General features: G+C 69.8%; 14 protein-coding genes. 9 read left to right on the forward strand and 5 right to left on the reverse strand.

Going from position 1 to position 25,810, the window contains the following annotated elements:
• Nucleotides 1-61 precede the first annotated feature (61 nt).
• On the reverse strand, nt 62-487 hold the full coding sequence (locus ACYR7D_RS02925) for a PPOX class F420-dependent oxidoreductase (protein WP_459548087.1): 426 nt from the start codon (nt 485-487) through the stop codon (nt 62-64).
• A 301-nt stretch (nt 488-788) separates the two neighbouring features.
• Between ACYR7D_RS02925 and ACYR7D_RS02930 the strand changes: the two genes are divergently transcribed.
• Nucleotides 789-2,162 (forward strand): MFS transporter, encoded by a 1,374-nt coding sequence (locus tag ACYR7D_RS02930; protein ID WP_459548088.1) that lies wholly within the window; start codon nt 789-791, stop codon nt 2,160-2,162.
• A 3-nt stretch (nt 2,163-2,165) separates the two neighbouring features.
• Here ACYR7D_RS02930 and ACYR7D_RS02935 read toward each other — a convergent pair whose 3' ends face one another.
• Entirely contained in the window at nt 2,166-2,771 is a 606-nt protein-coding gene (locus ACYR7D_RS02935; RefSeq protein ID WP_459548089.1) for an SACE_7040 family transcriptional regulator, read from the reverse strand.
• A gap of 94 nt (nt 2,772-2,865) precedes the next feature.
• Here ACYR7D_RS02935 and ACYR7D_RS02940 point away from each other — a divergent pair, with 94 nt between their 5' ends.
• The 7 genes from ACYR7D_RS02940 (at nt 2,866) to ACYR7D_RS02970 (ending at nt 12,662) form a co-directional block, all read left to right on the forward strand.
• Nucleotides 2,866-4,476 (forward strand): carboxyl transferase domain-containing protein, encoded by a 1,611-nt coding sequence (locus ACYR7D_RS02940; RefSeq protein WP_459548090.1) that lies wholly within the window; start codon nt 2,866-2,868, stop codon nt 4,474-4,476.
• Nucleotides 4,477-4,481: 5 nt separating this feature from the next.
• Nucleotides 4,482-6,590 (forward strand): acetyl/propionyl/methylcrotonyl-CoA carboxylase subunit alpha, encoded by a 2,109-nt coding sequence (locus ACYR7D_RS02945; protein ID WP_459548091.1) that lies wholly within the window; start codon nt 4,482-4,484, stop codon nt 6,588-6,590.
• Nucleotides 6,591-6,642: 52 nt separating this feature from the next.
• A complete protein-coding gene (locus ACYR7D_RS02950) occupies nt 6,643-7,803 on the forward strand; it encodes an acyl-CoA dehydrogenase family protein (protein WP_459548092.1) in 1,161 nt (386 codons plus the stop codon).
• Nucleotides 7,804-7,850: 47 nt separating this feature from the next.
• Nucleotides 7,851-8,330 carry a MaoC family dehydratase gene (locus ACYR7D_RS02955; protein WP_459549991.1) on the forward strand — a complete coding sequence of 160 codons (480 nt, stop codon included), beginning with the start codon at nt 7,851-7,853 and terminating at the stop codon, nt 8,328-8,330.
• Nucleotides 8,327-9,151, forward strand: a complete 825-nt coding sequence (locus ACYR7D_RS02960; protein ID WP_459548093.1) for an HpcH/HpaI aldolase/citrate lyase family protein — start codon at nt 8,327-8,329, stop codon at nt 9,149-9,151. Before ACYR7D_RS02955 ends, ACYR7D_RS02960 begins: the two co-directional genes overlap by 4 nt.
• Nucleotides 9,152-9,531: 380 nt before the next feature.
• Nucleotides 9,532-11,475 carry an acetoacetate--CoA ligase gene (locus ACYR7D_RS02965; protein WP_459548094.1) on the forward strand — a complete coding sequence of 648 codons (1,944 nt, stop codon included), beginning with the start codon at nt 9,532-9,534 and terminating at the stop codon, nt 11,473-11,475.
• Nucleotides 11,476-11,621: 146 nt separating this feature from the next.
• On the forward strand, nt 11,622-12,662 hold the full coding sequence (locus ACYR7D_RS02970) for an NAD(P)-dependent alcohol dehydrogenase (RefSeq protein WP_459548095.1): 1,041 nt from the start codon (nt 11,622-11,624) through the stop codon (nt 12,660-12,662).
• A 6-nt stretch (nt 12,663-12,668) separates the two neighbouring features.
• On the opposite strand, the gene ACYR7D_RS02975 is transcribed toward ACYR7D_RS02970, so the two are convergent.
• A complete protein-coding gene (locus tag ACYR7D_RS02975) occupies nt 12,669-12,950 on the reverse strand; it encodes a hypothetical protein (RefSeq protein ID WP_459548096.1) in 282 nt (93 codons plus the stop codon).
• Between the two features lie 218 nt (nt 12,951-13,168).
• On the opposite strand from ACYR7D_RS02975, the gene ACYR7D_RS02980 reads away from it, so the two are divergent.
• Complete coding sequence (locus ACYR7D_RS02980) at nt 13,169-13,300, forward strand: hypothetical protein (RefSeq protein ID WP_459548097.1); 132 nt, start codon at nt 13,169-13,171, stop codon at nt 13,298-13,300.
• On the opposite strand, the gene ACYR7D_RS02985 is transcribed toward ACYR7D_RS02980, so the two are convergent.
• Both ACYR7D_RS02985 and ACYR7D_RS02990 read right to left on the reverse strand, forming a co-directional pair.
• The gene (locus ACYR7D_RS02985; RefSeq protein WP_459548098.1) at nt 13,272-24,044 is read right to left on the reverse strand and encodes an amidase family protein; all 10,773 of its coding nucleotides are present in this window, start codon (nt 24,042-24,044) and stop codon (nt 13,272-13,274) included. The genes ACYR7D_RS02980 and ACYR7D_RS02985 overlap by 29 nt on opposite strands.
• Complete coding sequence (locus ACYR7D_RS02990; protein WP_459548099.1) at nt 24,044-25,693, reverse strand: WXG100 family type VII secretion target; 1,650 nt, start codon at nt 25,691-25,693, stop codon at nt 24,044-24,046. Before ACYR7D_RS02990 ends, ACYR7D_RS02985 begins: the two co-directional genes overlap by 1 nt.
• Between the last annotated feature and the right edge of the window lie 117 nt (nt 25,694-25,810).

A 25,810-nucleotide genomic window follows, 5' to 3' on the forward strand; every position in this document is an offset into this window, starting at 1 on the left:
CCGCGGTACGGCCGGGCCGCCGGTGGGCCGGCACTCGGCTGCGATGCCGCGCCCGCCGGGCTCAGCCGACGGCGTCGAAGAAAGCGATCACTTTGGTCGGCTGTACCCGGACCAGGAGTTCACCGGGGACACCGTTACGGCGGCCGAACTCGTCGGCGCGGGCCGTACCCATATAGCGGCCGCCGATCGCGGTCGCGGAGCGCAGTAGTTCGGCCGGGTCTTCGGAGAGGGTGACCGTACCCTGGATCTGTACCGCCGCGTAGGGCGGTTCCTCGAGGTCCACCACCATCGCGATCCGGGGGTCCCGCTGCAGTGCCTTCCCTTTCGCGGTGTTCTTACCCGTGTTGAACACGATCTCGTCGCCGTCGAGCAGGAACCATACCGGCGTGACCACCGGACGCCCGTCGCTCGCGGTGAAGGCCACCTTGGCGGTTCGGGTTCCGTAGCTGAGGAATTCGCGCACCTTGGGGTCGGAAAGTGAGGCCATAGCGCCCAGCGTAGGACGGGCGGGTTCCGGTAAGGGGAATTCCCCGGCGCGTCGGCGCCGGGGCCGTGAGCAGGCCGGGCTCCTGTGGTGGCACCCGCTCACCGAGCGTCCACGAGATGCCCGGACGACCGTACCGGGCACCCGGCGATCGGGTATCCCCCGGCCGGCGCGGGCCGCTGACTCCCGCTGATCGGACAGCGTACGAACCAACCCGGCGGAATCGGCGATACGGCGGGGTTTCGCGGGTGATACTCCGTGTGGCCCCGCTGCCGGTCGGGGCCGAGTGCGTGAGGAGTTGGCGATGAGCGTGGTGAACGGGCCGGAAAAGATCGACGGACCCCCGCCCACGGACCGCGGCGGACTTCGGCGGGTGGTCGCCGCGTCCATGGCGGGCACCGTGGTCGAGTGGTACGAGTTCTTCCTCTACGGCACCGCGGCGACGCTGGTCTTCAGCAAGATCTTCTTCCCGGAGTCCGACAGCGAACTCGACGCCATCCTCAAGGCCTTCCTCACCTATGCGGTGGGCTTCGCTGCCCGGCCGCTCGGCGGCCTCGTATTCGGCCACTTCGGCGATCGCTACGGTCGTAAGCGACTGCTGCAGTTCAGCCTGCTGCTGGTGGGGTCGGCGACCTTCTTGATGGGCTGCCTGCCCACCTACGGGCAGATCGGTTACGCGGCTCCTGTATTGCTGGTGCTGCTGCGATTCCTGCAGGGCTTCGCGGTCGGTGGCGAATGGGGCGGTGCGGTGCTGCTGGTGGCCGAGCACAGCCCGGACCGGAGTCGCGGTTTCTGGGCGAGCTGGCCGCAAGCGGGGGTGCCGGGTGGCAATCTGCTCGCCACCCTCGTGCTGCTGGCGCTCACCGCGACGCTCTCCGACGATGCCTTCCTGTCGTGGGGATGGCGGATCGCGTTCTGGCTGTCGGCCGTGGTGGTGCTGATCGGTTACTACGTACGTACCAAGGTGAGCGACGCACCGATCTTCACGGCCGCGCAGCGGGCGGCGGAAGCGGAACGGTCCTCCGCGTTCAGCGCGGTGGAGGTGCTGAAGCGGTATCCGCGGGGTGTGTTCACCGCCATGGGGCTGCGTTTCGGCGAGAACATCATGTACTACCTGGTCGTCACCTTCACGATCACCTATCTGAAGGTGCGGCACGATATGGCGACCGATGACATCCTGTGGTGGCTCCTGGCCGCACACGCGGTGCATTTCGTGGCGATTCCGCTGGCCGGCACCGCGGCCGACCGGGTGGGCCGGCGGCCCGTCTACCTCGTCGGTACCGTCGCGGCCGGCGGGTGGGGGTTCCTCGCCTTCCCGCTGATGGATACCGGTAACGGCTGGCTGATCACCGCGGCGATCATGCTGGGGCTGCTCGCGCACGCCCTCATGTATGCGCCGCAACCGGCGATCATGGCGGAGATGTTCCCCACCCGGATGCGTTATTCCGGAGTTTCCCTGGGATACCAGGTCACCTCTATCGTGGCGGGCTCGCTGGCTCCGGTGATCGCCGTGAAACTGCTGGACGTGTTCGATTCGCCGGTGCCGATCGCGCTGTATCTCGCGGCGGCGGCCGCGGTCACCGCGGTGGCGGTACTGGTGGCCCGGGAGACCAGAGGATTCGATCTGGCCGATATCGACCGCGCCGACGCGGCCCGCGACGCGGCGGCCGGGCGCTGAATCTCAGTCCGGAACGGGGCCGGTCAACGCGGCCCATGCCATGGCGCGTAGCACCGATCGGGTGCGGCCGGGGACCGGTCCGGCACTGTGCGGGGTGGAGTTGAGCAGTCCGAAGACCGCGTGGGCCTGGACCCGCGCGGTTTCTTCGGCCAAACCAGTGTTCAGCTCGCGCAGCACGCCCACCCAGATCTCCACGTAGCGACGCTGGGTGCGCCGGATCTCCCGGCGTGCCGGAAGCGGGACATTATCGAGATCGCGGTCCTGGACGCGGATGAGCTCGGGTTCACCGAGGGCGAAGTCCAAGTGGAATTCCACCAGCGCGGCCAATGCCTGCCGCGAGTCCTGCGCTCCCGCGGCCACGGCAGTGCCCCCCTCGAACAACCGGCGGCTCACCCCGACCAGTAGTTCCACCAGCAGCGCCTCCTTGTTGGGGAAGTGCCGGTACACCGCCGGACCACTGATCCCGACCGCGGCGCCCAGATCGTCCAGGCGCATCCCCAGGTAGCCACGTTCGGCGATGAGGCGGGCACCGGCTGCGAGCAGTTGGTCGCGGCGCTGCTGTTTCAGCACTTCACGGCGCGTCGGGGTGGCAGAATCGGCGCTGGTCACCCGCACTCCTTCTTCCGCTGGTAGACAACTCGGTTAGTCAAGATTAACCTCAATTCCAGTTATCGGAGATTAACTCAGATGTCAGGACGACGCGATGACCCGCACCGCGAGCCCAGCGCCCGCCACCCGAGCCGGCAACCGCACCGCGAATCTGGCCCTGGTCGATCAGCTACGCCACCACCTCGCCGAAACCGCACGTGGCGGCCCGGAGAAGGCACGGCAACGGCATATCGCCCGCGGCAAACTGCTGCCCCGTGAGCGAGTGGATCAGCTCCTCGACCCCGGTAGCCCGTTCCTGGAACTCTCTCCCCTGGCCGCCCACGGCATGTACGGCGGGGAATCTCCCGGAGCCGGCATCATCACCGGGATCGGACGGGTCTCCGGGCGCGAATGCGTGATCGTGGCCAACGACGCCACGGTTAAGGGCGGTACCTACTACCCGATCACGGTGAAGAAACATCTGCGCGCCCAGGAAGTGGCGTTGCACAACAACCTCCCCTGCCTCTACCTCGTCGATTCCGGCGGCGCCTACCTGCCCGAACAAGACGAGGTTTTCCCCGACCGGGAACATTTCGGCCGGATCTTCTACAACCAGGCCACCATGAGCGCCCGCGGAATCGCGCAGATCGCCGCCGTCCTGGGCTCGTGCACCGCGGGCGGGGCCTACGTCCCGGCGATGAGCGACGAAGCGGTCATCGTGCGCGATCAGGGCACGATCTTCCTCGGTGGCCCGCCGCTGGTGAAGGCCGCCACCGGCGAAGTGGTCACCGCCGAGGAGCTGGGGGGCGGCGCCCTGCATTCCCGCACCTCCGGGGTGACCGATCATCTGGCCGAGGACGACCGCGACGCGCTGCGGATCGTACGCCGGATCGTCGCCACCCTGGGCCCACGCCCGCACCCCGCCTGGGAGGTGCGGCCCAGCCGGGAACCCGCCGCCCCGGCAGACGAGTTGTACGACATCGTGCCCGCGGATCTACGCACCCCCTACGATGTGCGCGCAGTGATCCGGCGGATCGTGGACGCCGACCCCGAAACCGGTGGGTTCCACGAGTTCAAAGCCGAATACGGCACCACGCTGGTCACCGGCTTCGCTCATATCCACGGGCATCCGGTGGGCATCGTCGCCAACAACGGCGTGCTGTTCAGCGAATCGGCCATGAAGGGCGCGCACTTCATCGAACTCTGCGATAAACGCGCCATACCGCTGCTGTTCCTGCAGAACATCACCGGGTTCATGGTCGGACGCGACTACGAGGCCGGGGGTATCGCCAAACACGGCGCGAAGATGGTGACCGCCGTGGCCTGCGCGCGGGTGCCCAAGCTCACCGTGGTGATCGGCGGCTCCTACGGCGCCGGCAACTACTCGATGTGCGGGCGGGCCTACTCGCCCCGGTTCCTGTGGATGTGGCCCAATGCCCGGATCTCGGTGATGGGCGGCGAACAGGCGGCCTCGGTCCTGGCGACCGTGCGCGGCGATCAACTCGACGGCAACGGCCGGCCCTGGAGCGAAGCCGACCAGGAGGCCTTCAAGGAACCGATCCGCCGCCGGTACGAGGAACAGGGCAATCCCTACTATTCGACGGCCCGGCTCTGGGACGACGGTGTCATCGATCCCGCCGATACCCGCACCGTACTGGGGCTGGCGCTCTCGGTGTGCGCGCAAGCGCCCCTGGCACCGGTCTCCTACGGCGTCTTCCGGATGTGATCACCATGCTGAACTCGAATCATCCCCTCCCGTTCGACACCGTGCTGGTGGCCAACCGCGGCGAGATCGCGGTCCGGGTACTGCGCACACTGCGCACCATGGGACTGCGTTCGGTCGCGGTGTACAGCGATGCCGACGCACACGCCCCGCATGTGCGTGCCGCGGATACCGCGGTCCGGCTGGGCCCGGCCGCGGCGCGCGAGAGCTACCTGAATATCGACAGGATCATCGAGGCCGCCCGCCGCACCGGCGCGCAGGCCGTGCATCCGGGTTACGGTTTCCTCTCCGAGAACGCCGCCTTCGCCGCGGCGCTGGAGGCGGCGGGGATCGTTTTCCTGGGCCCGCCCGCAGCGGCGATCGAGATCATGGGCGACAAGATCACCGCCAAGAACACGGTGGCCGCCTCGGGTGTACCGGTGGTGCCGGGGATCGCGGAACCCGGGCTCGGTGACGCCGAACTTCTCGCGGCGGCCGCCGATATCGGCTTCCCGGTGCTGGTCAAGCCCTCCGCCGGCGGTGGCGGTAAGGGTATGCGCCGGGTCGACGATCCCGCCGACCTGCCCGCCGCACTGGTCAGCGCGCGGCGAGAGGCAGCCGCGGCCTTCGGTGACGACACCCTGTTCCTGGAGCGTTTCGTCACCCGGCCCCGGCATATCGAGGTGCAGATCCTGGCCGATACCCACGGCACCGTCCTGCACCTGGGCGAACGGGAATGCAGCCTGCAGCGCCGGCATCAGAAGGTGATCGAGGAAGCGCCTTCACCGCTGCTGGACGCCGAAACCCGGGCCCGGATCGGCGCGGCGGCCTGCGCCACCGCGCGCAGTGTGGACTACGTGGGCGCGGGAACGGTGGAGTTCATCGTCTCCGCCGACCGTCCGGACGAGTTCTTCTTCATGGAGATGAACACCCGTCTACAGGTCGAGCACCCGGTTACCGAACTGGTCACCGGATTCGACCTGGTGGAATGCCAGGTCCGGATCGCCGCCGGCCAGCGGATCCGACCGGCTCAGGACGATATCCGGCTGCACGGCCACGCTGTCGAGGCACGGGTGTACGCCGAGGACCCTGCCCGCGATTTCCTGCCGACCGGCGGCACCGTGCTCGACCTGGCCGAACCCGCCGGCGTGGGCATCCGGGTGGATTCCGGGCTCGCCGTGGGCACCGTGGTCGGCAGCGATTACGACCCGATGCTCGCGAAGGTCGTCGCGCACGGCCCCGACCGGGCCGGCGCGCTCGCCGCCCTCGACCGGGCCCTCGCCGGCACCGTGGTGCTCGGCGTGGTGACGAATATCGATTTCCTGCGTTTCCTGCTGGCCGACCCCGAGGTGGCCGCCGGACGGCTGGATACCGCGCTGTTGGATCGGCGTGCCGCCGGTTTCCGGCCCGCCCCGGTCGCCGACGATGTTTTCGCGGCCGCCGCCGTCTACCGGTGGGCGCGCCGCTGGCCGGTGGGTCCGGCGGATCCGTGGGACCACCCGACCGGATGGCGGGTCGGTTCGCCCGCGCCCACCCGGATCCGGTTGGCGGGCGGAGACCGGATCGTCCATGTCGATCTCACCGGTACACCGGAATCGGCCCGGCTACATGTCGAGGATGCCGCGCCCCTCGCCGTTTCGGCCGAACTCGGCGCCGCTGTCGCGCATGCGGACCTTCCCGCCGAGGCCGCGGCCCACACGGTGACCCTCACGCTGGACGGCGTCCGCGGCCGGTACCGGATCGCGGAGTCCGGCGAGCAGATCTGGGTGGCGGGGGCGTCCGGGGTCGCGGTGCTGCGGGAACTCGCCGAGGAATCGGTCCGCGCCGCCGACGCCACCGCACACGATGCCGAGATCCGCAGCCCCATGCCGGGAACGGTGCTCGCCGTGGCCGCCGAATCCGGTGCCACGGTGGCCGCGGGCACACCGATCCTGGTGGTCGAGGCCATGAAGATGGAACATTCGCTCACCGCACCGGCGGCGGGCACCGTCGAGATCCTGGTGGCGCCCGGTGATTCGGTGCGCCTGGATCAGGTCCTCGCGCGGGTACACACGGAGCCGGCCCCCGGTACAGGCTCGCCCGGCGGTGAACCGGCGGGCAGTGAGCCCACGGCCGAACCCGCCCCCAGCCGGCCGTAGCCGTCCGCACGACCGGCGAACCATATCCCCCCTAGCACGAGATGAGGCACAGGTGACCGATTTCCTGTCCACCGGCACACTGCCGGATCACTACCGCGACCTGGCGCTCACTGTCCGGGACTTCGCGAACCAGGTGGTCGCCCCCGTGGCGGCGAAACACGATGCCGAGCACAGTTTCCCGTACGAAGTCGTCGCCGGAATGGCGCGGATGGGCCTGTTCGGGCTCCCGTTCCCGGAGGAGTACGGCGGGATGGGCGGCGACTACTTCGCCCTCTGTCTGGCATTGGAGGAACTGGGAAAGATCGATCAGAGCGTCGCCATCACCCTGGAGGCCGGGGTGTCCCTCGGCGCGATGCCGATCTACCGGTTCGGCGACGAGAAACAGAAACAGGAATGGCTGCCCCGGCTCGCCGCCGGTACGAGCCTGGGTGCGTTCGGGCTCACCGAACCCGGTGCCGGCAGCGATGCCGGCGGCACCCGCACCACCGCCGTCGAGGACGGCGACAGCTGGATCATCAACGGCAGCAAACAGTTCATCACCAATTCCGGTACCGATATCACCGCCCTGGTGACGGTGACGGCGGTTACCGGGCAGACCGGGGACAAAAAGGAGATCTCCACCATCCTGGTGCCCGCCGACACCCCCGGCTTCACCGCCGAACCCGCCTACGACAAGGTCGGCTGGAACGCCTCGGACACCCATCCGCTCACCTTCACCGACGTGCGGGTTCCCAAGGAGAACCTGCTCGGGGAACGCGGGCGCGGATACGCCAACTTCCTGCGCATCCTGGACGAGGGGCGGATCGCCATCGCCGCCCTGTCGGTGGGAGCAGCCCAGGGGTGTGTGGACGAATGTGTGCGCTACGCCGGGGAACGGGAGGCCTTCGGGAAAACGATCGGCAGCAACCAGGCGATCGCGTTCAAGATCGCCCGGATGGAGGCCCGGGCGCATACCGCCCGCACCGCCTACTACGACGCCGCCGCACTGATGCTGGCCGGGAAACCGTTCAAGAAACAGGCCTCGATCGCCAAGCTGGTGGCCAGCGAGGCGGCGATGGACAACGCCCGCGACGCCACCCAGATCTTCGGCGGCTACGGTTTCATGAACGAATACCCGGTGGCCCGCCACTACCGGGACAGCAAGATCCTCGAAATCGGCGAAGGCACCACGGAGGTACAACTCATGCTGATCGGGCGGGAGCTGGGACTGTGAGCGGCGAGCAGCAGGGCACCGAGGCGGCCGGGTACGACACCACCGGCCTGAAGCGCGTGGTGCAGACCGGGCTGTGGTTCGAGGAGCTGGAAACGGGTGTGCTCTACGAGCACCGTCCCGGCCGCACCATGACCGAAACCGACAATGTGCTGTTCAGCACGCTCACCATGAACCCGCAGGGCCTGCACATCGACAAGGCCTACAGTGACGCCCAGGAGCCTTTCCACGAGCGACTGGTGAACTCGCTGTTCACCCTGGGCACCATGGTCGGGCTGGCCGTGGCCCACCTGACGCAGGGCACCACGGTCGCCAACCTCGGATTCGAGGAAGTGAAGTTCCCCGCACCACTGTTCCACGGCGACACCGTGTACGCCGAAACCGTGGTGCTGAAGAAACGTGAATCGAAGAGCCGGCCGGGCGAGGGGATCGTCACCTTCCGGCATGTGGCCCGCAACCAGCACGGCACCGTGGTGGCGGTCGCGGTACGGCACGCCATGATCCGTTTGCGGCCGGTGGAGGCGGTATGACGATCCCCGGCCCCGACTGGCAGCCCGCGGGCCCGGCCTGGCTGTTCTGCCCCGCCGACCGGCCCGAGCGCTACCGCAAGGCGGCCGATACCGCCGATGTGGTGATCCTGGATCTGGAGGACGGTGTCGCGGCGGCCGATAAACCCGCCGCGCGGACGGCCCTCGTCGATACCCCACTGGATCCCGAGACCACCGTGGTGCGGGTGAACCCGGCGGGCACTCCCGAGCACGAACTGGATCTCGCGGCCCTGCGCCGCACCGCCTACCGGCTGGTCATGCTGCCGAAAACCGAATCCGCCCGGCAGGTCACCGGGCTCGCCGAGTACCAGGTGTTCGCCTTGATCGAATCGCCCTCGGGTGCGCTGGCGATCCAGGACATCGCTGCCGCTCCCAATACCCGGGGCGTGATGTGCGGCGTGGAGGATCTCGTCGCCGCCATGGGCGGTACCGGCACCCGGCGACCCGACGGCAGCTACCGGGATGTGGCGTTACATCTGCGCAGCACCGGCCTCCTCGCCGCCAAGGCGCACCGGCGACTCGCCCTGGACATGGTGTACCTGAACATCGGCGACCTGGACGGTTTACGCAGCGAAGCCGAAGACGCGGTGGCGGTGGGCTTCGACGTCAAGGTGGCCGTCCACCCCACCCAGATCCCGGTCATCCGAGCCGCCTACGCCCCCACCGAGGACGAAATAACCTGGGCCCGAGAGGTTCTCGCCGCAGCCCCCGGCCACCGCGGCGTTTTCGCCCACGAGGGCAGAATGGTGGACGCCCCCCTCCTCCGCCACGCCGAACAAATCCTCCAGCGGGCCGGAAAATAGAACACCCAGCGCACCCCGCTCCGGCATGTGAAGCTGAGAGGACCCAACCAACAGAACCGACCAACCCAGCACAACCCCGGCGCCCCTCCCCTGACGCCCCACACCCAGGGTCGGGGCCCGCCCCGGGTCTGGAGCGACAGAGTGAGGGAGCGCAGCGACCGAGCGGCGGAGTGAAGACCCGGGGTTAATAGGGCCCCGACCCGCCCCGCCGCAGGCGGGGCAATCCAACACAGTCGGGGCCCGCCCCGGGTCTGGAGCGACAGAGTGAGGGAGCGCAGCGACCGAGCGGCGGAGTGAAGACCCGGGGTTAATAGGGCCCCGACCCGCGCCGCCGGAGGCGGCGCCATAGACACAGCGCCATAGATACAGGAGGAGTACCGGTGGAACCGCAGTGGGTGCCCAGCGAGCGGGATATCGCCGAAGCCCGGATCACCGATTTCGCCCGCTTCGTCGCCGCGCGCTCCGGTGCGGAAGTCGCCGATTATTCCGCTCTGTGGCGGTGGTCGGTGGACAACCTGGCCGAGTTCTGGCTGGCCGTATGGGAGTACTTCGAGCTCGGCCCCATCGCCGGCGAAGTACTGCCGTGTCCTGAGATGCCCGGCACCCGCTGGTTTCCCGGTACCCGGCTCAACTATGTGGATCGGGTGGTCGCGCAGGCGCGCACCGACCGGCCCGCCGTACTGCAGGTCACCGAGGGGTCCGCGGAGGTCGGCGAGACGTCCTGGGCCGAGTTGCTGGCCCGGGTGGCCGCCTTCGCCCGCACCCTGCGGGAGCTCGGGGTCGGCCCCGGCGACCGGGTGATCGGTTATCTGCCGAATATCACCGAGGCGGTTGTCGCTTTTCTCGGCACAGCCGCGATCGGCGCGGTCTGGAGCGCTTGCGGGCAGGATTATTCGGCCAAGGCCGCGCTCGACCGTTTGGGACAGCTGGATCCGGTGGTGCTCGTCACCGCGGACGGCTACCGGTACGGCGGGAAGGCCCACGACAAGAGCGAGGATATCGCCGCACTACGCGCCGGACTGAGCACATTGCGCGCCACGATCGTGGTGTCCCGGCTGGGCGGCGAGGTGCCCGGCTCCGTCCCGTGGCCGGCCGCCGCGGAACCGTCCGGTGATCCGCTGCCGCGCACCGAGGCCCTCGATTTCGCGCATCCGCTGTGGATCGTGTTCTCCTCCGGTACCACGGGCCTGCCCAAGGGTATCGTGCACGGGCACGGCGGAGTCGTGCTCGAACATCTCAAAGCCGTTGCCCTGCAATCCGATATAGGCCCCGACGACACCTTCTTCTGGTACACCAGCCCCAGCTGGATGATGTGGAACTTCCAGATCGCCGGGCTGCTGGCCGGCGCGACCATCGTCTGCTACGACGGAAGCCCGGCCCACCCGCGGCCGGATACGCTGTGGGAGATCGCCGCTCGCACCGGCACCACCGTGCTCGGCACCAGCCCCGGCTATGTGCTCGGTTGTATGAAGGTGGGATCGGTGCCCGCCGCGGATCACGACCTGGCGGCGCTGCGGCTCATCGGTATCACCGGTTCTTCGCTGCCGCCCGCCTCCGCGCTGTGGCTGCACGACAATGCCGGTGGCGTTCCGGTCGCCTCCATCAGCGGCGGCACGGATGTGGTGTCGGCGTTCGTCGGTGGGGTGCGCACGGTGCCGGTATGGCCCGGGGAACTGTCCGCGCCCTATCTGGGTGTCGCGCTGGATGCCTTCGACGAGGTGGGCCAATCGGTGCGCGGTGAGGTCGGCGAATTGGTGATCACGGCGCCCATGCCGTCCATGCCGGTGTCCTTCTGGCACGACCCTGACGGAAATCGCTACCACGACGCCTATTTCGACACCTATCCCGGTGTGTGGCGCCACGGCGATTGGATCACCCTCACCGGCCGGGGCAGTGTGGTGGTGCACGGCCGCTCCGATTCCACCCTCAATCGCCACGGCATCCGGATGGGCAGCGCCGATATCTATCAGGCGGTGGAACGGCTGCCCGAGGTGGCCGAAGCCCTGGTCATCGGGGCGGAGCAACCGGACGGCGGCTACTGGATGCCGTTGTTCGTCGTTCTGACGCCGGGGGCCGAACTCACCGACGAACTCCGTGCCCGCATCAAGGAGGTGATCCGCACGGAGGTTTCGCCCCGGCACGTGCCCGACGAGATCCTCGCCGCGCCGGCCGTACCGCACACTCGGACGGGTAAGAAGCTCGAGGTGCCGATCAAACGGCTGTTCCAGGGCGCCGATCCGGCCCGTGTGGTGGAGCGCAGCGCCGTCGACAACCCGGACCTGCTCGACTGGTACACGAACGTCCGGCCACCCGGCGAACGCTGAGCTCCGCGCGTCCCCGGTGTCCGGCGCGGCGCGTAAATCCGCCCGGCCGGGCGCGGCCCGAACTAGCCTGTTCCTTGCCGTTGCATCAGCACGTTCGCTGCCCCACCAGCACGCACCCCGTAGCTCGGCCAGGGAGGACAGGCGCTATGAAGGCTCTGCAATACGTGACCGTCGGTGCGGAACCGGAGGTTCGCGAGGTTCCCACCCCCGAACCCGGCCCCGGGCAGGTGTTGCTCGAGGTGACCGCGGCCGGGGTATGTCATTCCGACGATTTCGTCATGTCGATGCCCGCGGAGATGTTCGGGTTCCGGCTCCCGTTGACCCTGGGGCACGAGGGCGCCGGCCGGGTCGCGGCCGTGGGCGCCGGCGTCCACGGCGTGGAGCTCGGTACGAATGTGGTGGTCTACGGTCCGTGGGGCTGCGGCACCTGCTGGTTCTGCTCCCAGGGCCAGGAGAATTACTGTTCCCGGGCTGCCGAACTGGGCATCTTCCCGCCCGGCCTCGGCGCGCCGGGCGCCATCGCCGAGTACCTGATCGTCGACTCACCGCGCCATCTGGTCCCGATCGGTGATCTCGACCCGGTGGCCACGGTCCCGCTGACCGACGCCGGGCTGACCCCCTACCACGCGATCAAACGCTCCCTGGCCAAACTCCGCCCGGGTTCCTCGGCGGTGGTGATCGGCAGCGGCGGGCTCGGCCATGTGGCGATCCAGCTGCTGCGGCATCTGTCGCCCGCCCGGGTGATCGCGCTGGATGTGAGCGACGACAAACTCGAACTCGCCCGGTCGGTCGGGGCGCACGAGACGGTGCTCTCCGACGAGCACGCCGCCGGTAATGTCCGCGCGATCACCGGCCCGGCGGGCGCGAGCCTGGTGCTCGATTTCGTCGGTTTCCAGCCGACCGTCGATACCGCGATGGCGGTGGCGGGGGTGGATTCCGATGTGACCATCGTGGGTCTGGGTGACGGTAAGGCCGCGGCGCGGGTCGGGTTCGGGATCAGCCCGTACGAAGCGGCGGTGACCGCCCCGTACTGGGGGACGCGGGCGGAGCTGATCGAACTCGTCGAACTCGCCCATGCCGGGGTTTTCGATATCGCGGTGGAGCGGTTCTCCCTCGACGAAGCCCCGGAGGCGTATCGCCGGCTCGCCGCCGGAACCCTGCGTGGGCGGGCGGTGATCGTGCCCTGATGGGGGTCAGCTCCGCCGGAACCGGCGCTTCACCCGGTCGGCGAGGCGCCCGCGCAGTGTCGGGGCTTGCTCGGCTCGGTTGACCTGCAGATTCTTGCGCATATCGCGCAGTGTCACGATATTCACCACGAAAGACGCGGCGTTCGCCGCGTAGGGCAGGCCGTGGGACAGGCCCACCAGGATCGGTCCCAGCACGCGGCCGCCGATACCGGCGATGTACTTCTCCGATTCGATCAGCCGGTGTGCCGCGGTCTGCTGCCACTCGTCGACGGAATCGCGCCTCGTCACCCGTTCCGTCGCGGCGAGGTAGAACGTGGACGCGGTTCCTTCGAATCAGGGCCACGGTCGTCAGGATCGCGCCGAGAGCGGGTGCGCCGGCGACCACCAGAACCCCGCCCACCACCGTGGCCACCAATCCGATCACCTGCCCGGCCGGCATCGTGCGCCGCGGGTCGAAGAAATCGGCGACATAGCCGGCCGGGATACCGAAGAGGAGAGTGGGGCCCTTGACCGCCACGAACATCCACCCGGCCTGGACCGGCGAGCCGGTGGTGGTCAGCACCAGGACGGGTAGCGCGGCCTCCATGATCCCGTCCCCGGTCCGGGTGATCAGATTGGACAGGAACACCGTCCGGTAGAGCCGGTTCTCCCGCAGCAGTTCCCGCACCAAGGCGGCGGGCACGACCTCACCGGTCGCGGCCGGAAGACGGCGCGCCGTCTTCCGGCGATTCCACCGGAACGGTCTCGGGGGGCGGTTTCCGCCTTGTTTTCCACCGCCGGGGCACGATCGGTATCCCGCTCGCCCTGGATCGCACGCGCGGCGTGGGTCTCCTGGCTGCTCTCGGTGTCCGCTCTGCCGTGCGTCTCCCGCCCGCCCCGGGATTCCCGCTCGCGAACGGCATCCCCAGCGGGTGGGGGCAGCCGCTTCCCGGGGGTGGCGTCCGGATCGGCCGGGTCGTGCTGGAAGGCCACCGCCCTGCCGAGCCGGGCGAATCCCGGCCCACCCATGTTGAGGCGACGCCGGGTGCGGCGCACCGGGCGGTCGAGGAGCGCGCGCTGCTCGTCCTCGGTGTGCGCGACCGTGCCGTCCATCGGCCTGCCGTCGTACGGGTAGCCGCGGGGCTGCCCCTCGGCGGTCACGTTCCGCTTCGGTCGTGGGGGTCGGGCCCCGGCCTCCGGCTCGGCGGTGCGCCGGGCCGCCCACGGGGTGTTCGGCGGTGACGCCGGCTTCGGGGTGGCGTCGTCCACCGGTGGAGGTACGCCCAGCTGCCGTTCCACTGCCCAGGGCGGAAGGCCGCGGGTCCCGGTCGCGGATACTCCGACGTCGGTGTCCGGCCGGCCCCGGCCCGCATCGACGGCATCCGCGAGGTCGGGGACCATCACGCCCTTCGGCCGCCTACCTGGACCGGATTCGACTGCCCGGTCGCCTGCCGGTGGTGCTACCGCTTTGCGGGATTCCGTGGCCGGACTCGCGCCTTCCGGTCGTGCACCGGTTCCGGGGAGACCCGCCACATAGAACGGCTCCCCCGACACTATTCGCGCGGTGATGTGGTCCAGCAGGGCACTAACCGTTTCGACGAATTCCCGCATCGCACGAACGTTGGAAGCCCCGTCCCTCAAACCCCCGACTACGGGGAGTGCCGGCCTCAGATAGGTTGCGAGGGTCTGTATGCGAGCAAGATCCCGCTGCGGGAGCGCCGCCTGATCCAGCACGCGGATCAGATCGTTCAAGACCCGCTGCACATCGAGGAGCAAGACATAGGGTAGTACGAAAGTCGAGAGCCACTGGGTGTCACGCAAAAGAAGCCCTGGGCTGCGCTGTAGCTCGACCGCGTACTCGTAATCTTCGGGACCGTACAGGGCGAGTCCGAAGTCGACGAGCACATGCTCGTTCTCTTCGGTCAGCAGCACGTTGGTACTGGTGATATCGCCGTGCAGCACCCGGAAAGGTTGCGAACGTAACAAATCGGCATGTTCGGCCAGACGGGTGATGACCCTTTGCGGGATGAGTGCGTCGACAACAGGGCCGTACCGCGGGTGGCGCAGAGCTTCCTGCAAGCTACTGTCTATATGCTCGACCAGCATGTGGAAGAATCCCGCGGAATCACCGGATTCGGGATATCCGACGGGCAAGGGCAGAAGATCCTGCGGCACCATGACCTCGAAGAACAATTCCCGAGTCTCCAGGATCAGATTTTGTACGGGCTCCTCGAAAATCGAAGCGACCGGCGCTCCGTATATACGCCGGTGGATTTCGAATACAACATTACCGTCGCCGTTCTTTTCCACATGCAGGATCTGCGGCAGCCGGGAAATGAGTTCGGGACGGCCGATACGGACCGCGGTCTCGGTCAATGCCTGAACGGTACGGTACTCCTCGGGCCAGAGCAGGAAATCCACGTGTACGGATTCGGCGGCGCCGGAATCATCCAGCGGTTCACGCACCACATAATCGTCGATCAGGTAGACGCGGTTGTTGTTACCACTCAGCTTCTCCCCGTACGCTTTTGCGAAATCACGCAGTGCCCGAGCCTGTTCGGGGGGCAACACGATACCGGTTTCGGTGCCCCGGACCCGATATTCCGTGGCCGGGCGGAGATCGGCCAAGAGCGGATCCGCGCGGAGCAGACCTTTCGGCGTGACGTAGTAGATGGGTTCGTCGGCATCGTCTTCCGCGACAGCGGCTATGCCCTCCTGTGGACCGACGGCGTTCGGTGGAACATGGGCGCCCGGCGCCGCCGGTACCTCCTCGGGGGCGGACACATAGAGAGCCGCCTCCAGGTCGATCTCTGCGCTCGTAGATTTCACCGGTGTCGCCGCCGCCTCCGGAGTGCCGACGACGAACAGCGGTTCCTCGATGTCGTCGGCGGTGCCCGGCGCGGAATCAGGTCCCCGGCCGACTTCGGTCTCGTCGAGCTGCCGGCCGGCCGGGTGGGCCCAAGGCGTCGCCGACACGGGATCGGTGCGGCCGGAGCCACGGACGGGGGGCGCGGAGCTCGCCGGATGCTTGTCGGTCGTTGCGGCTGATGGAGCCCCACCCGGGGCCGCGGTATCCGAATCCCGGCTACCCGGATCCTCGTTACGGCGGTGGCTCGAGCCCGCAGCGGCCGAATCATCCGGAGCGGACGCGATCTCCGGTAGCCGGGGCGGCAGCGCCAGGGCCGGGTTCAGCTCCGACGGCGGTCGGCGCACCTGCGCCGCCTGTTCGTAGGCATAGGCCATCGCCAGCAGCGGGGCCTCGGAGAAGGCGGTGCCGACCAGGCTCATCCCGTACGGCTGACCACTGGTGGGGTCGTATCCGATCGGTACGGCTACGGACGGATACTGGGCTCTGGGCGCCACGCGCCACGACTCGGCCTGGATGAACAGCAGGGCGTCCAGCTGCTCGCCCGCGAGTGCGGAGTCGATCACGGAACGGTAGGCGGTCACCAGGTTCTCGCGCTGAGCGACATACTTCGCATGAACCTCCGGCTCGGCGAGGTCGGTCTTGTCGAAGTCGATGAGCTGCGACTGGCCGAACGGGATCGCGCCCTCCTCGACATGCTCCGCATTGAACCGGATCACCTCGCCGAGCGTCCGTATCGGCGCGGTATCGGGAAGCCGGGCGAAATAATCCTCGAGGGCTTTCTTGAACTCGCTCGGAATTACTCCCGCCATATCGGGGATGTCGAGGGTGACCGGTACGAGAGTCGCGCCCTGAGCCCGGAGAACGGCTTGGGCGTCCGTGAAGAGGGACAGCGGCTCGGCTACCGACTCGACCTTGAAAAGATCGTCCTCGGTCATGGCGACAACCCCTATGCGTTTGCCGCGCAATGCTTCCGTGGACAGCGCCGCCGAATAGTCGGTACCGGCGACCGTGGCCCCCGTGGCGGTGACGGGATCGTCGGGGTCCACACCTGTGAGCGCGGTGAGCAGGAGGGCCGCATCCGATACCGTGCGCGCCAGGGGCCCCGCGCTGTCCTGGGTTACCGAAACCGGCAGGATACCGCTGCGGCTCACCAGGCCCACGGTGGGTTTCACGCCGACCAGCGAGTTGAATACCGCCGGACTGACGATGGAGCCGGAGGTTTCGGTGCCCACAGTGATCGCCGCGAGACCCGCGGCAGCGGCCACACCCGATCCGGAGCTCGACCCCAACGGGCTCACCTCGGGGTTGTAGGGATTGAGCACCTGCCCACCCAGGGCGCTGTACCCGGGCGGCATCCCCTCCGCCGCGAAATTCGCGAACTCCGTGAGGTTGGTCTTCCCGAGGATCACCGCCCCCGCCGCACGCAACCGGCTGATCAGGAACGCATCCTCGGCCGGGTAAGAATCACGCAACGCCAGCGCACCTGCCGTCGTCGGTATTCCCGCGACATCGATATTGTCCTTGACCAGTACCGGAATACCGTGCAGCGGACCCCGGACGTGTCCACGCGCACGCTCGGCGTCCAACTCGGCGGCCTCCCGCAACGCGTTCGGATTCAGCGCCCGGACCGCGTTCAAACGGGGCCCGGATTTATCCAGGGCCTCGATCCGCCGCTGATATTCGCGGACCAACTCCACCGAGGAAGTCCGCCCGTCCGCCATCGCCTGCCGCAGAGCAGCCGCATCGGCGATTTCCAGGTCGAGCGGAAAGGCAATCGCCGGGTCATCGGCGACAGCCTCCGGTGGCGGTGTCTCCTCCGGATCCGCATGAGCCCCGGTGCGGCGTGGATGTTCCTGGATGCTCTCGGCGGTAGGCGCGTCGGCCGCGGCTCCTGGGTCCGCCTCGGCGGCGCCGGCGTGCCGGGCCCCGGCTGTCGACGCGGGCTGGGTGGCGCCGGAATCGCGCGAAACCGCAGGCTCCCCGGTACCCCAGGATTCCGGGTCGGGCCGGTCCGGTGGATGGTGGAACCCCAGTTCCGGCCCGGTATATCCCGGGCCGGCGGTGAAAGGACGCCGGGTGCGGCGGCGGGCGGGTAGATCGGCGGCCTCGCGGATATCGAACGCGGGGAATGCCGCCGGGTCGCCGGGCGTCGATTCGTCCGGTCGCGCCCCGCCCGCGGCCCGGCGGCGTTCCGGGTCGATCGGGAGGGCGGCGATCCGCCGCCAGCGGGCGGGGGTACCGGTGCGGTGTTCGGCCACCGTGGCCTCGGCGCCACGGCCGACGGTGATCAATCCGGAGTTGAGCAGCGATTCGGTCGGAATCCGGGCTTCCGGATCGGCATACGCGTTGTAGCCCTGGTGGACTGCTTTGAGACTGCGCAGTCCACGGAATTCCGGCAGGTCCGGTGGCAGCACGGTGACCCGTCTACCGCCCCAGCTCGCCATCGAAGGGTCGCCGCCGAGGCCGCGGTTGAACAGCCGCCCCATCCCACCGCTGCGCTCCGCGCCGAGCCAGGTGATCAGGTCCCGGTACGCGGCCATGACGTAGACGTTCTCCGCGCCGATACCGAACTGCTCCGCGTGGGTGATCGGGCCCGCGCCGGGGGAACCGGACAGGGACAGGATGATCTGGTGGATTTCGTCCGCGAGGCGGCCGTCGCGGCCCGCGTAACCCACGGTGGTCGAGCCGAAGCTGTGCCCGGTCAACGTGTGCAGGACGGGAGTCGGTGCCCCGTCGGGTAGTTCCGCGAGCGCTTCCCGGGTCGCGTTGTAGGAGACGAGGTCCCGGGCCACCACGTACCCCCCGACCTCCGCGAGCGTCGCATCGGGAACTTCCGGCGCGGTGGTCGGGTGCCGGTAACCGATATCGTTGATCGCGGCCATCGGCACACCGGGCGCCAGCCGCATCGCCGTCTCCAGCTGGGCCAGCACGAGAGTCGACCGGTAGTGCGCCGAGCGCAGGCGGGTTCCAACACCACCGATATGCCGGGTGACCAGCTGCGCTGTATCGGCGTCGCCGAGCGATATCGCGATTCTGCCGTTGCCGCCGTAGGCGCGGTGATCGAAGGCGATCAGCTGCACCGTGTCCACACCGGCCGCCCGGGCGTCACGTTCGATGGCCGCCAGCTGGTTCCGGGTCTCGAGCAGATTGCGCAGGTGGATCCGCTCGGTCGTGGTGAGTTCGTGACTGCGCCACCCTGCCGGTGGTTTCCGGCGCAGCAGGCGTTCCAGATCACGGGTCACGAAGAGCCGGTTCGCCCGGTCGCGCGCCGTGTAGGGGATGCCGTCGATATTGCCGGTCAGATGCGGGTGCAACCGTAGGAAACCTTCGCGCTCCTCCGGAGTGAGCGAATGCCACCACCGCGCGTTCGCCTTTGCCCGGGTGCGGGCGCCGTCCACCACCGTCTCCGGCTCGACTCTGGCGACCAGGGTGGACAGGGTCGCGCCCGGACCCAGGTACTCGGGCAGTGCGGCGGCGGCACGATTCGCGAGCGCGATCTCGGCGTCGGTGACCGGTGAGTCCGTCGGAAGCGCGGGTCCCAGATGCGCGGGACGGCTGCCCTTTTCCTCATCCCCCGGTTTCCCGGAAGCCGAGAGGCGCACCGATTCCCGGGGCGGGCGGACGGGCCGCGCCGGTGCGGCCGCCGGCGTTTCGGTCACCGCGGAGCTCTTGTCGAGGAAAGGTAACCGGGCGCGGCGGCCGGTGAGCTCTTCCGATACCTCCTGCAGCACCTTGGCGAGCTCCTGGGCGCCGGTGCGCCGCAGGTACGGGTTGACCACCATCTTCAGGTGGTACTGATCCAGCCCGGACCAGGCGATGAGGTCGTAGAGCAGGTCGGACCACACCCGGGTCCGGAGGTAGTCCGGCGATGTGCGGTCGACGAACCGGCACCCCGGGAAGTGCGGAGTCATGATGCCGTAACGGGGAATGGTGGCCCAGTAGCCCGTCTGATGGGCGGGTAGACCGGATTCCGTAATGGTCCGGTCGATATCGAGCTGCAGCAGGGGCCGCGGCCCCACGTATGACATATGACCCCAGAGCACCGACGCGATCTGCAGGATCTCGTCGGCGGACAGCACGCGGGCCAGTCTCCCGACCAGCCCGGCCATCTCGTTGATCTCCGGGCTGCTCGACTCCTCCGCCGAAGCGGTGGGAAAGAGGGTGCGGACTTTCAGCGTGGACAGCGGCTGCTCGGCCGAGCCGAGCCGCTGCTGCCCGAAGAACAGCGGAGCCTCTGTGCCGTCGAACCCGTGCAGCAGCAGTTCGGCCTTCATACCGGCCGAGGTGAGCAGCCCCACCAGCAGGTAGAGCGGTGACCGCTGGAAAACACGGGCGATTTCCCATACCCGCCGTTCGCTGAGCTGCAGCGCGCGCAATTCCTCGGGCAGCGTGGTGCGCCGAGCGTAGTAGTCGCGGCCACGTGGCACACCCGGCGGCGGCTCCGGCCAATTCTCGACGTAGTCGAATCCGAACCGCAGCAACCGCGTGCGTGCCTCGTCGGCACTCATCGGGGGCACCAGCAGCTTCCCGTTTTGCGAGGGAACCACGAGTTCTCGGTTCCGGGAAGGGACCAGGAGTTCCTGATTCCGCGAGGGGACCAGGAGGCCCTGATTCTGCGGGGGCGCCGGCGGTTCTCCAGGCCGCGCACTCGATTGCGCGTCACCGTGGACCACCGGGTTCCCGCTCGCCGCTGCCGGCAGCCCGGCGGCTCGTCCATCCTCGTCGGGCGCTTTCCGCGTCGGCTGCGCGGGCGGGCTCTCCTGTTCACCCATCCCCCGCGGTTCCGTGTCCGGCTCCGGGGGCGGTGCGGGACGCGGTGCCCGCCGCTTCCCGCGGCGGCCGGGTTCGCCGGAGCCGTTTTCCGGTCCGGCCTCCGCGACGGGCCGGCTCGGTACCACCGGCTCCAGGGGCGCGGCGAGCTGCCGGCCGGGTACTCGTTCCTGGTCGGGGACCCCGTAGTCGGGCAGATAGCCGAGGCTGTCCGGGTGAAAGACGGGGCGGGCAGCCGGATCCTGCGGTGCGCCCGGGGTGGCCGGGTTCGGATCGGTGGCATAGCGCGAAGGCAGCGCCGCGTCCGTGCCCGGACGTGCCGGTGTCGCGGGAAGATGGGTGGGAGCGGACGCCGGATACCGGGGCGGCAGCGCCTCCACGTCGGGGGGCGGGGTGTCGGTGGATCGCTCCTGCTGCCCGGATTCGTCCGCGCCCGGCAGATCGGGGACCGGCGGCCGGTACCGCGGCGGGTCGGCGACCGGTTCGGCGGGTGGGTCGGCGGGCAGCCGCGGCAGTACGGGGGTCGCGTCGGGCGGCACTGTGTCCTCGTCGACCGCGATCCCCGGTATCGCCAGGTGATCGCCCTGTGGAATCCGGTACTCCTCCGGTCGCTCCTCCGGGTATTCGGGCACCGGCAGGCGGGTGGGGTCGGGGATGAGCCCGGGGAACGCGGTCGGGAAGACAGCGGGGTGCGGCGGTACGAATTCCGGGGGTTCCGGGGTTGCCGCCCGTTCCGCCGGCCGCCGGCTCGGCTCGGCCTGCGGGGCAGCGTTCTCCGGGAGTTGTGGCAGGGCGCCGTGGCGGTCCGGCGGCGAGGCCGTCCTTCCGGCGGGCGATTCCTCGCCGGGCCGGACCTCCGGGGTCGGCGCCGGGCTCGGCTGGAGCCGGGCCCGCTGGACGGCGGGGTCCGCCGGTTGCGCCGCGTCGCCCGGCCGCATCTTCGGCTGTAGGGAACCGGCCGAATCCACCGGGTCCGGGCGCGGCGCGAGGGCGCCGCCCGAAAGCGCGAGCCCACCCGCTGCGGGCCGCCAGGGATCGGTGACCGGCTGCGCGCCGGATACCGGTTCTCCGGCCTGCTCACGTGAACCGGCTTCGGTTGACACGCCGGCTCGTTCGGGCGCAGCGGTGCCCGTGTCCGGGGCGGCGACGGCCTGCTCGCGCGGGGCGGACACCGCGGCTGCGTCTTCCGCGGAGCGGCCCGGAGGTTGCGCGCGGGAAGAAGCGGAAACCGCGCCCGTACGTGCGGGCCCCGGCTCCTCGGCTCCCACCGGAGTCACGGCGGGAGCGTCCGGGTCGCCGATACCGAGCCGAGCGAGGTCTCGGTAGAACCCCGCTTCGAGGTCGGAAGTGGCGCCGGGCTCCGGGCCGGGTGTCGTCGGTCTCTCCAGCAGCGCCGTACCACCGGCCTCGCGGTGACCGAGCAGCGCGGCCGGGGCGGCGCGGGGATCGGCGCTGGGCGCAGAGCCCGCGAGTGGTGATTCGGCCCGGCCGTCGGCGCCGAAGACGATGCCGTACGTTCCCTCAGCGTACGGGGAGACCTCGCGAAGCCACTTCCCGAGCGCATGCGGGTCGGGCCGGGCCCGGGCGGAACCGCGCGGACGCCCGTCCGGATCGACGGTCCATTCCCGGACGCCGTCCGGAGAAATCAGCCGGACCTTGTTGCCGACCTGTTCGTGGAGGTGCAGTTGCCCGTCGGCGCTCTTGTAGACGACGAACGCGTGGGCCCCGGCGTCCCGGAACTGTACGGCCCCGGCGACGCTGCCGCCGTGCCGCTGCACGTATGCCAGCAGGGATTCGGGGGAAGCGAAACCGCCGCGCCGCCAGTGGGCACCCAGCGCCTCGGCGTATCTGGTGCCCGATAAGCCTTGTGCGCCAACTGTTCTCGGTCCGAGCCGGGCCGGATCTATACCACCTTCGGGATTCAGCTTCGCCATCCGGTTCACGGCCTCGTAGGCGCAGACGCGCTGCCCGTCGGCCATATCGATGGCGGACAGGAAGATACCGCCGTCGTCTCCCTCGGCCGGTAGGGATGCACCGGGCAACGGCGTGCGGGAGCCCCCGTCCGCCGGTCCGGGCGGATCCGCTGCCGGGGAGTCGGCGTTCCGAGACGGGACGGGCCCTTCGCTCACACCGTCGGTGCGAGCGCCGGACTCCGAGCCACCGGGGTCGGTGGCCTGCCCCGGACTCCCGCGCTCCCCCGCGGCCGGGCCGCCGTCTCCGGGGCCGGCCGGCGTGTGCTCACCGGGCCGGACCACCGAGGGTGCGGCCCCGGATTCACCGGCGGGTCCGGTCGTGGTGACCGGTGCCGGTTCACCACCGGACCGAGCCGGCCCGGGAGGCGTCCCGGTGTGCCCTCGCGGGGTGTTCTCGGCCACCGCGGTCGGCGCCACCGTTTCCGGGACGCGGGACGCGGGGCGACCGGTCTCGCCTACCGCGGACACCCCGCGGTGGGTCGGCTGGTCGCCGCCCCGGACCGGTGGTGCCGCCCCGTCTGGGATGACACCGGCAGGTCGTGCGGGTGGGGAGACGGAATGGCGCGTTGTGCCGCTCGGTGCGGAGTCACCGCCGCGTCCCGGAGGCACGCCGATTCCGTCGGACCTCCCGCGCAGCACACCGAGGTTCTGGGCATCGGCCATCCGCTGCAGCTCGCCGATATCCGTTCTGCGCAGCGGACCGACCCTGCGATGCCCTCCTCCGCCCGGTCCGGGCGTGGCGTCTCGCCCGTTCCGGTAGCCCGCCGGAACCGGCGCATGCCCGTCGCCCATTCGAGGCAGCGGAGTCTGCCGGCGCGGGACCGAACCCATCGCCGCGGTAACCGGCGGCACGTCCCGCAGCGCGCGTACCACCCGCAATGTCCCCCCGGCGGCACCTACGATCCCCGCGCCCACACCGGTGAGCACCATGGTCATCAGATCGCTCTTGCGCAGCGGCCCGTCGCTCAATTGCCAGGCCACCAGTCCACCCGCCAGACCACCGACCGCCCCGGCCGCCCCGCCCGCGACCACCACACCCGCGATATGGCGGGTGATGCGGGCCTGCGCCGACGCCGCACCGGCGGCCGCCCGGCTCACCGCCGGCGCCACCACTCGGGCCACTTCCGCACCCGCCAGACCGCCGGCCGCTCCGGCAGCCGTCGCGATACCCACCCCCTGCCAGTCGATTTCCGCCCGGTTCCCCTCCCGGAACTGCTTGTACTGGGCGGCCAGATAGGTCGCTCCGTTGATCGATGCGCCCAGGAACGTGCTCCGGACCGCCAGCGCCAGCCTCGACTGCCCCAAGGCGAAGTGCCGCAGCAGTTGCCAGAGGTTACGGAGCAGATCGCGGGCGGTGAGCTGCATGGCGATCTTCGCCTGCATCCGGTCGTAGGCGGCTTTGGGCGCGTTGGCCATGGCCACGTCCACCGCCAATTGGATGAGCAGCGCCACGGCGGTGCCGTAGACGAGGTATTGCGCCAGTTCTATCTGGTTGGCCGCTTCGTACAGGAATTTCGCGACTTGATCGTGGAACTCCACCTGTGTGCGGGTGTCCTCGAGTTGCGAGTCCAACTGGGCACGGATCGCATCTCCGGTAGCGCCGCTGATCGACTGCGCCGCCGCACCGGCTTTCAGCTGCTCCAGCCGCACCGCCGTCTCCTCGAGCCGGCGCGCCGATTCCGCCCACGCGTCCGCGCAGCGGCGTATCGCCTCCGGTGCGCCGTTGGGCATGGGCCCGGTGATCATGAGCTGCAACCACTGCGGAAACCCAGCGGGGTCGTAGGACGTCATCAGCCCAGGGACCGCTGCCTCGCGAATTCCACCAGCAACCGATGTAGTACCCGGGCCGGACCGCACGCCGCGTCACCACGCACCTCGACCTCGGCGAATGCGGAGACCAGGGCACCCTCCGGTTGGAAGGGGCCGCCGGTCTCGCCCAGGAGCTCCCGCCACCGCCGGTAACCGGCCACCACCGCGGCGAGTGTGTCGCCGTTCCAGGGGCCGCTGATCCGCCGGTACTCGTCGATGAGCGAGCGCTGGGCGAGCCGGCACGGCGCGGGCCCGGCCGCAGCGAGCACGATCCGGCCGAGGTCGGTGACCACAGCGGAATACAGGGGCTCCGCCGGTGCCTTCGGTACCCGTTCGGCCAGCACCGCGGGGTCGGCGAGGGCGTCCCGGTCGAGCAGGATCCAGGCGGCGGTGGGGGCGCCTTCCGCACCGGTCCGCTCCCACGCCGGGCGGGTCGCCGATCCGCCGGCCAGTTCGGTGATCTCGATACCGGTGAGCCGCAGGAACGGATGTCTTCCCAGGATGTCGTCGACGGCGGCAACGAGCTGTCGCACGGTGTCCGGCGCCGCAGGGTGGGCATCGAAGCCGGTGACGATCAGGCCGTGCCGTGCGGCCATTTCCCGCACGGCTGTTACGGCCGCGATATCGACCACCGGCTCCGGCCGCGCGGTGGCCCGGCGTTTCTTCTTGCCCTTTTCTCGCCGCGGCGGCGATTCGGGATCCCGGCGCGGCGGGCGGTCGCCGCGGACGGGCGGCAGCACGCTCGCGGGCGGTGGGGCCGATCTCGCCGGCGCCCAAGGCGAGCTCCTGGGACCAGGTGCGATGCCTGTCTGCCGCGCCCAGGGCGGGTCCACGGCGCGGCGTCCGGCCGGAACAACGACCGGGTCCGCCGGGGAGCGCCCCGGTGGAATCCCGCTCGCGGGGGCCACCGGACCACGAACCGGCGTCCCGGACTGCGAGGCCGGTGCCACGGTGCCCCCGAACGGCGAGCCATCCGCGAACGGCCGGCCGGCGCCGGTCGGCATACCGGTCTCCGGACCCGCCGGGACCTCCGGCGCGGCCGCCCCGTCCCGCGCCATCGGGGTATCCGGGGGAATATTGCTCCGCCCGGATGGATCCGCTGCGATGCTCGTGCCCTCGGGATCCGAAGCGCTACCCGCGGTGAACGGATTCCGAGACGCCGCACTGCCGTCGCGGGAAGGAGCGGCGGTTCTCGACGCGGCACCGGCGGGCGCCGGATCACCTTCCGGTTCCCGCTGCCGGACCACCCCGGCCGGCTCCTCGGCTACCGCGGGAGACCGCATCTGCTGGTCCCGAAGGTGCGGCGCGGGCTCGCCGAGCGGTACCGCCGCGACTTCCCGGGCCCCGGCGTCGTCGACGGCGTCGAAGGTCTCGGTGGCCCGGGCGAGACCGCGGCCGAGCCCACGCAGGTTCTCGATCAGGGTCTCGTACCCGTCCAGCCCTCGTTCCGCCTCGGGTTCGTAGACCTCCCCGATCATCCGCCCCGGCTCGTCGTCACCCCAGCACGCGCCTTCCTCCCGAAGAGTCGTCCGCAGTTGGGTGAGCCCCTGCTGCGCGCTCTCGGCGAGGGCGTGGAGTTCGTCGATGAGGGCCTGCGTCTGGGTGTGGTCGATATGCAGCGATCCAGCCATCAGTTCCGCCTCGGCCGAACCGGGCCACTCGAACCCCGCGCACGACATGCGCGGCCGCTCCCACCATTGTCCGGCAACATATTTCGCTCACTCGAAATCGCACTCGGCCCGCACCGG

The organism is Nocardia sp. X0981 (assembly GCF_977089955.1).

Bases quoted from the DNA above. Each gene is read 5' to 3' on its own strand.
- ACYR7D_RS02930 (WP_459548088.1), top strand. From the start codon at position 789: ATGAGCGTGGTGAACGGGCCGGAAAAGATCGACGGACCCCCGCCCACG.
- ACYR7D_RS02985 (WP_459548098.1), bottom strand. From the start codon at position 24,044: ATGACGTCCTACGACCCCGCTGGGTTTCCGCAGTGGTTGCAGCTCATG.
- ACYR7D_RS02940 (WP_459548090.1), top strand. From the start codon at position 2,866: ATGACCCGCACCGCGAGCCCAGCGCCCGCCACCCGAGCCGGCAACCGC.
- ACYR7D_RS02945 (WP_459548091.1), top strand. From the start codon at position 4,482: ATGCTGAACTCGAATCATCCCCTCCCGTTCGACACCGTGCTGGTGGCC.
- ACYR7D_RS02970 (WP_459548095.1), top strand. From the start codon at position 11,622: ATGAAGGCTCTGCAATACGTGACCGTCGGTGCGGAACCGGAGGTTCGC.
- ACYR7D_RS02960 (WP_459548093.1), top strand. From the start codon at position 8,327: ATGACGATCCCCGGCCCCGACTGGCAGCCCGCGGGCCCGGCCTGGCTG.
- ACYR7D_RS02925 (WP_459548087.1), bottom strand. From the start codon at position 487: ATGGCCTCACTTTCCGACCCCAAGGTGCGCGAATTCCTCAGCTACGGA.
- ACYR7D_RS02990 (WP_459548099.1), bottom strand. From the start codon at position 25,693: ATGGCTGGATCGCTGCATATCGACCACACCCAGACGCAGGCCCTCATC.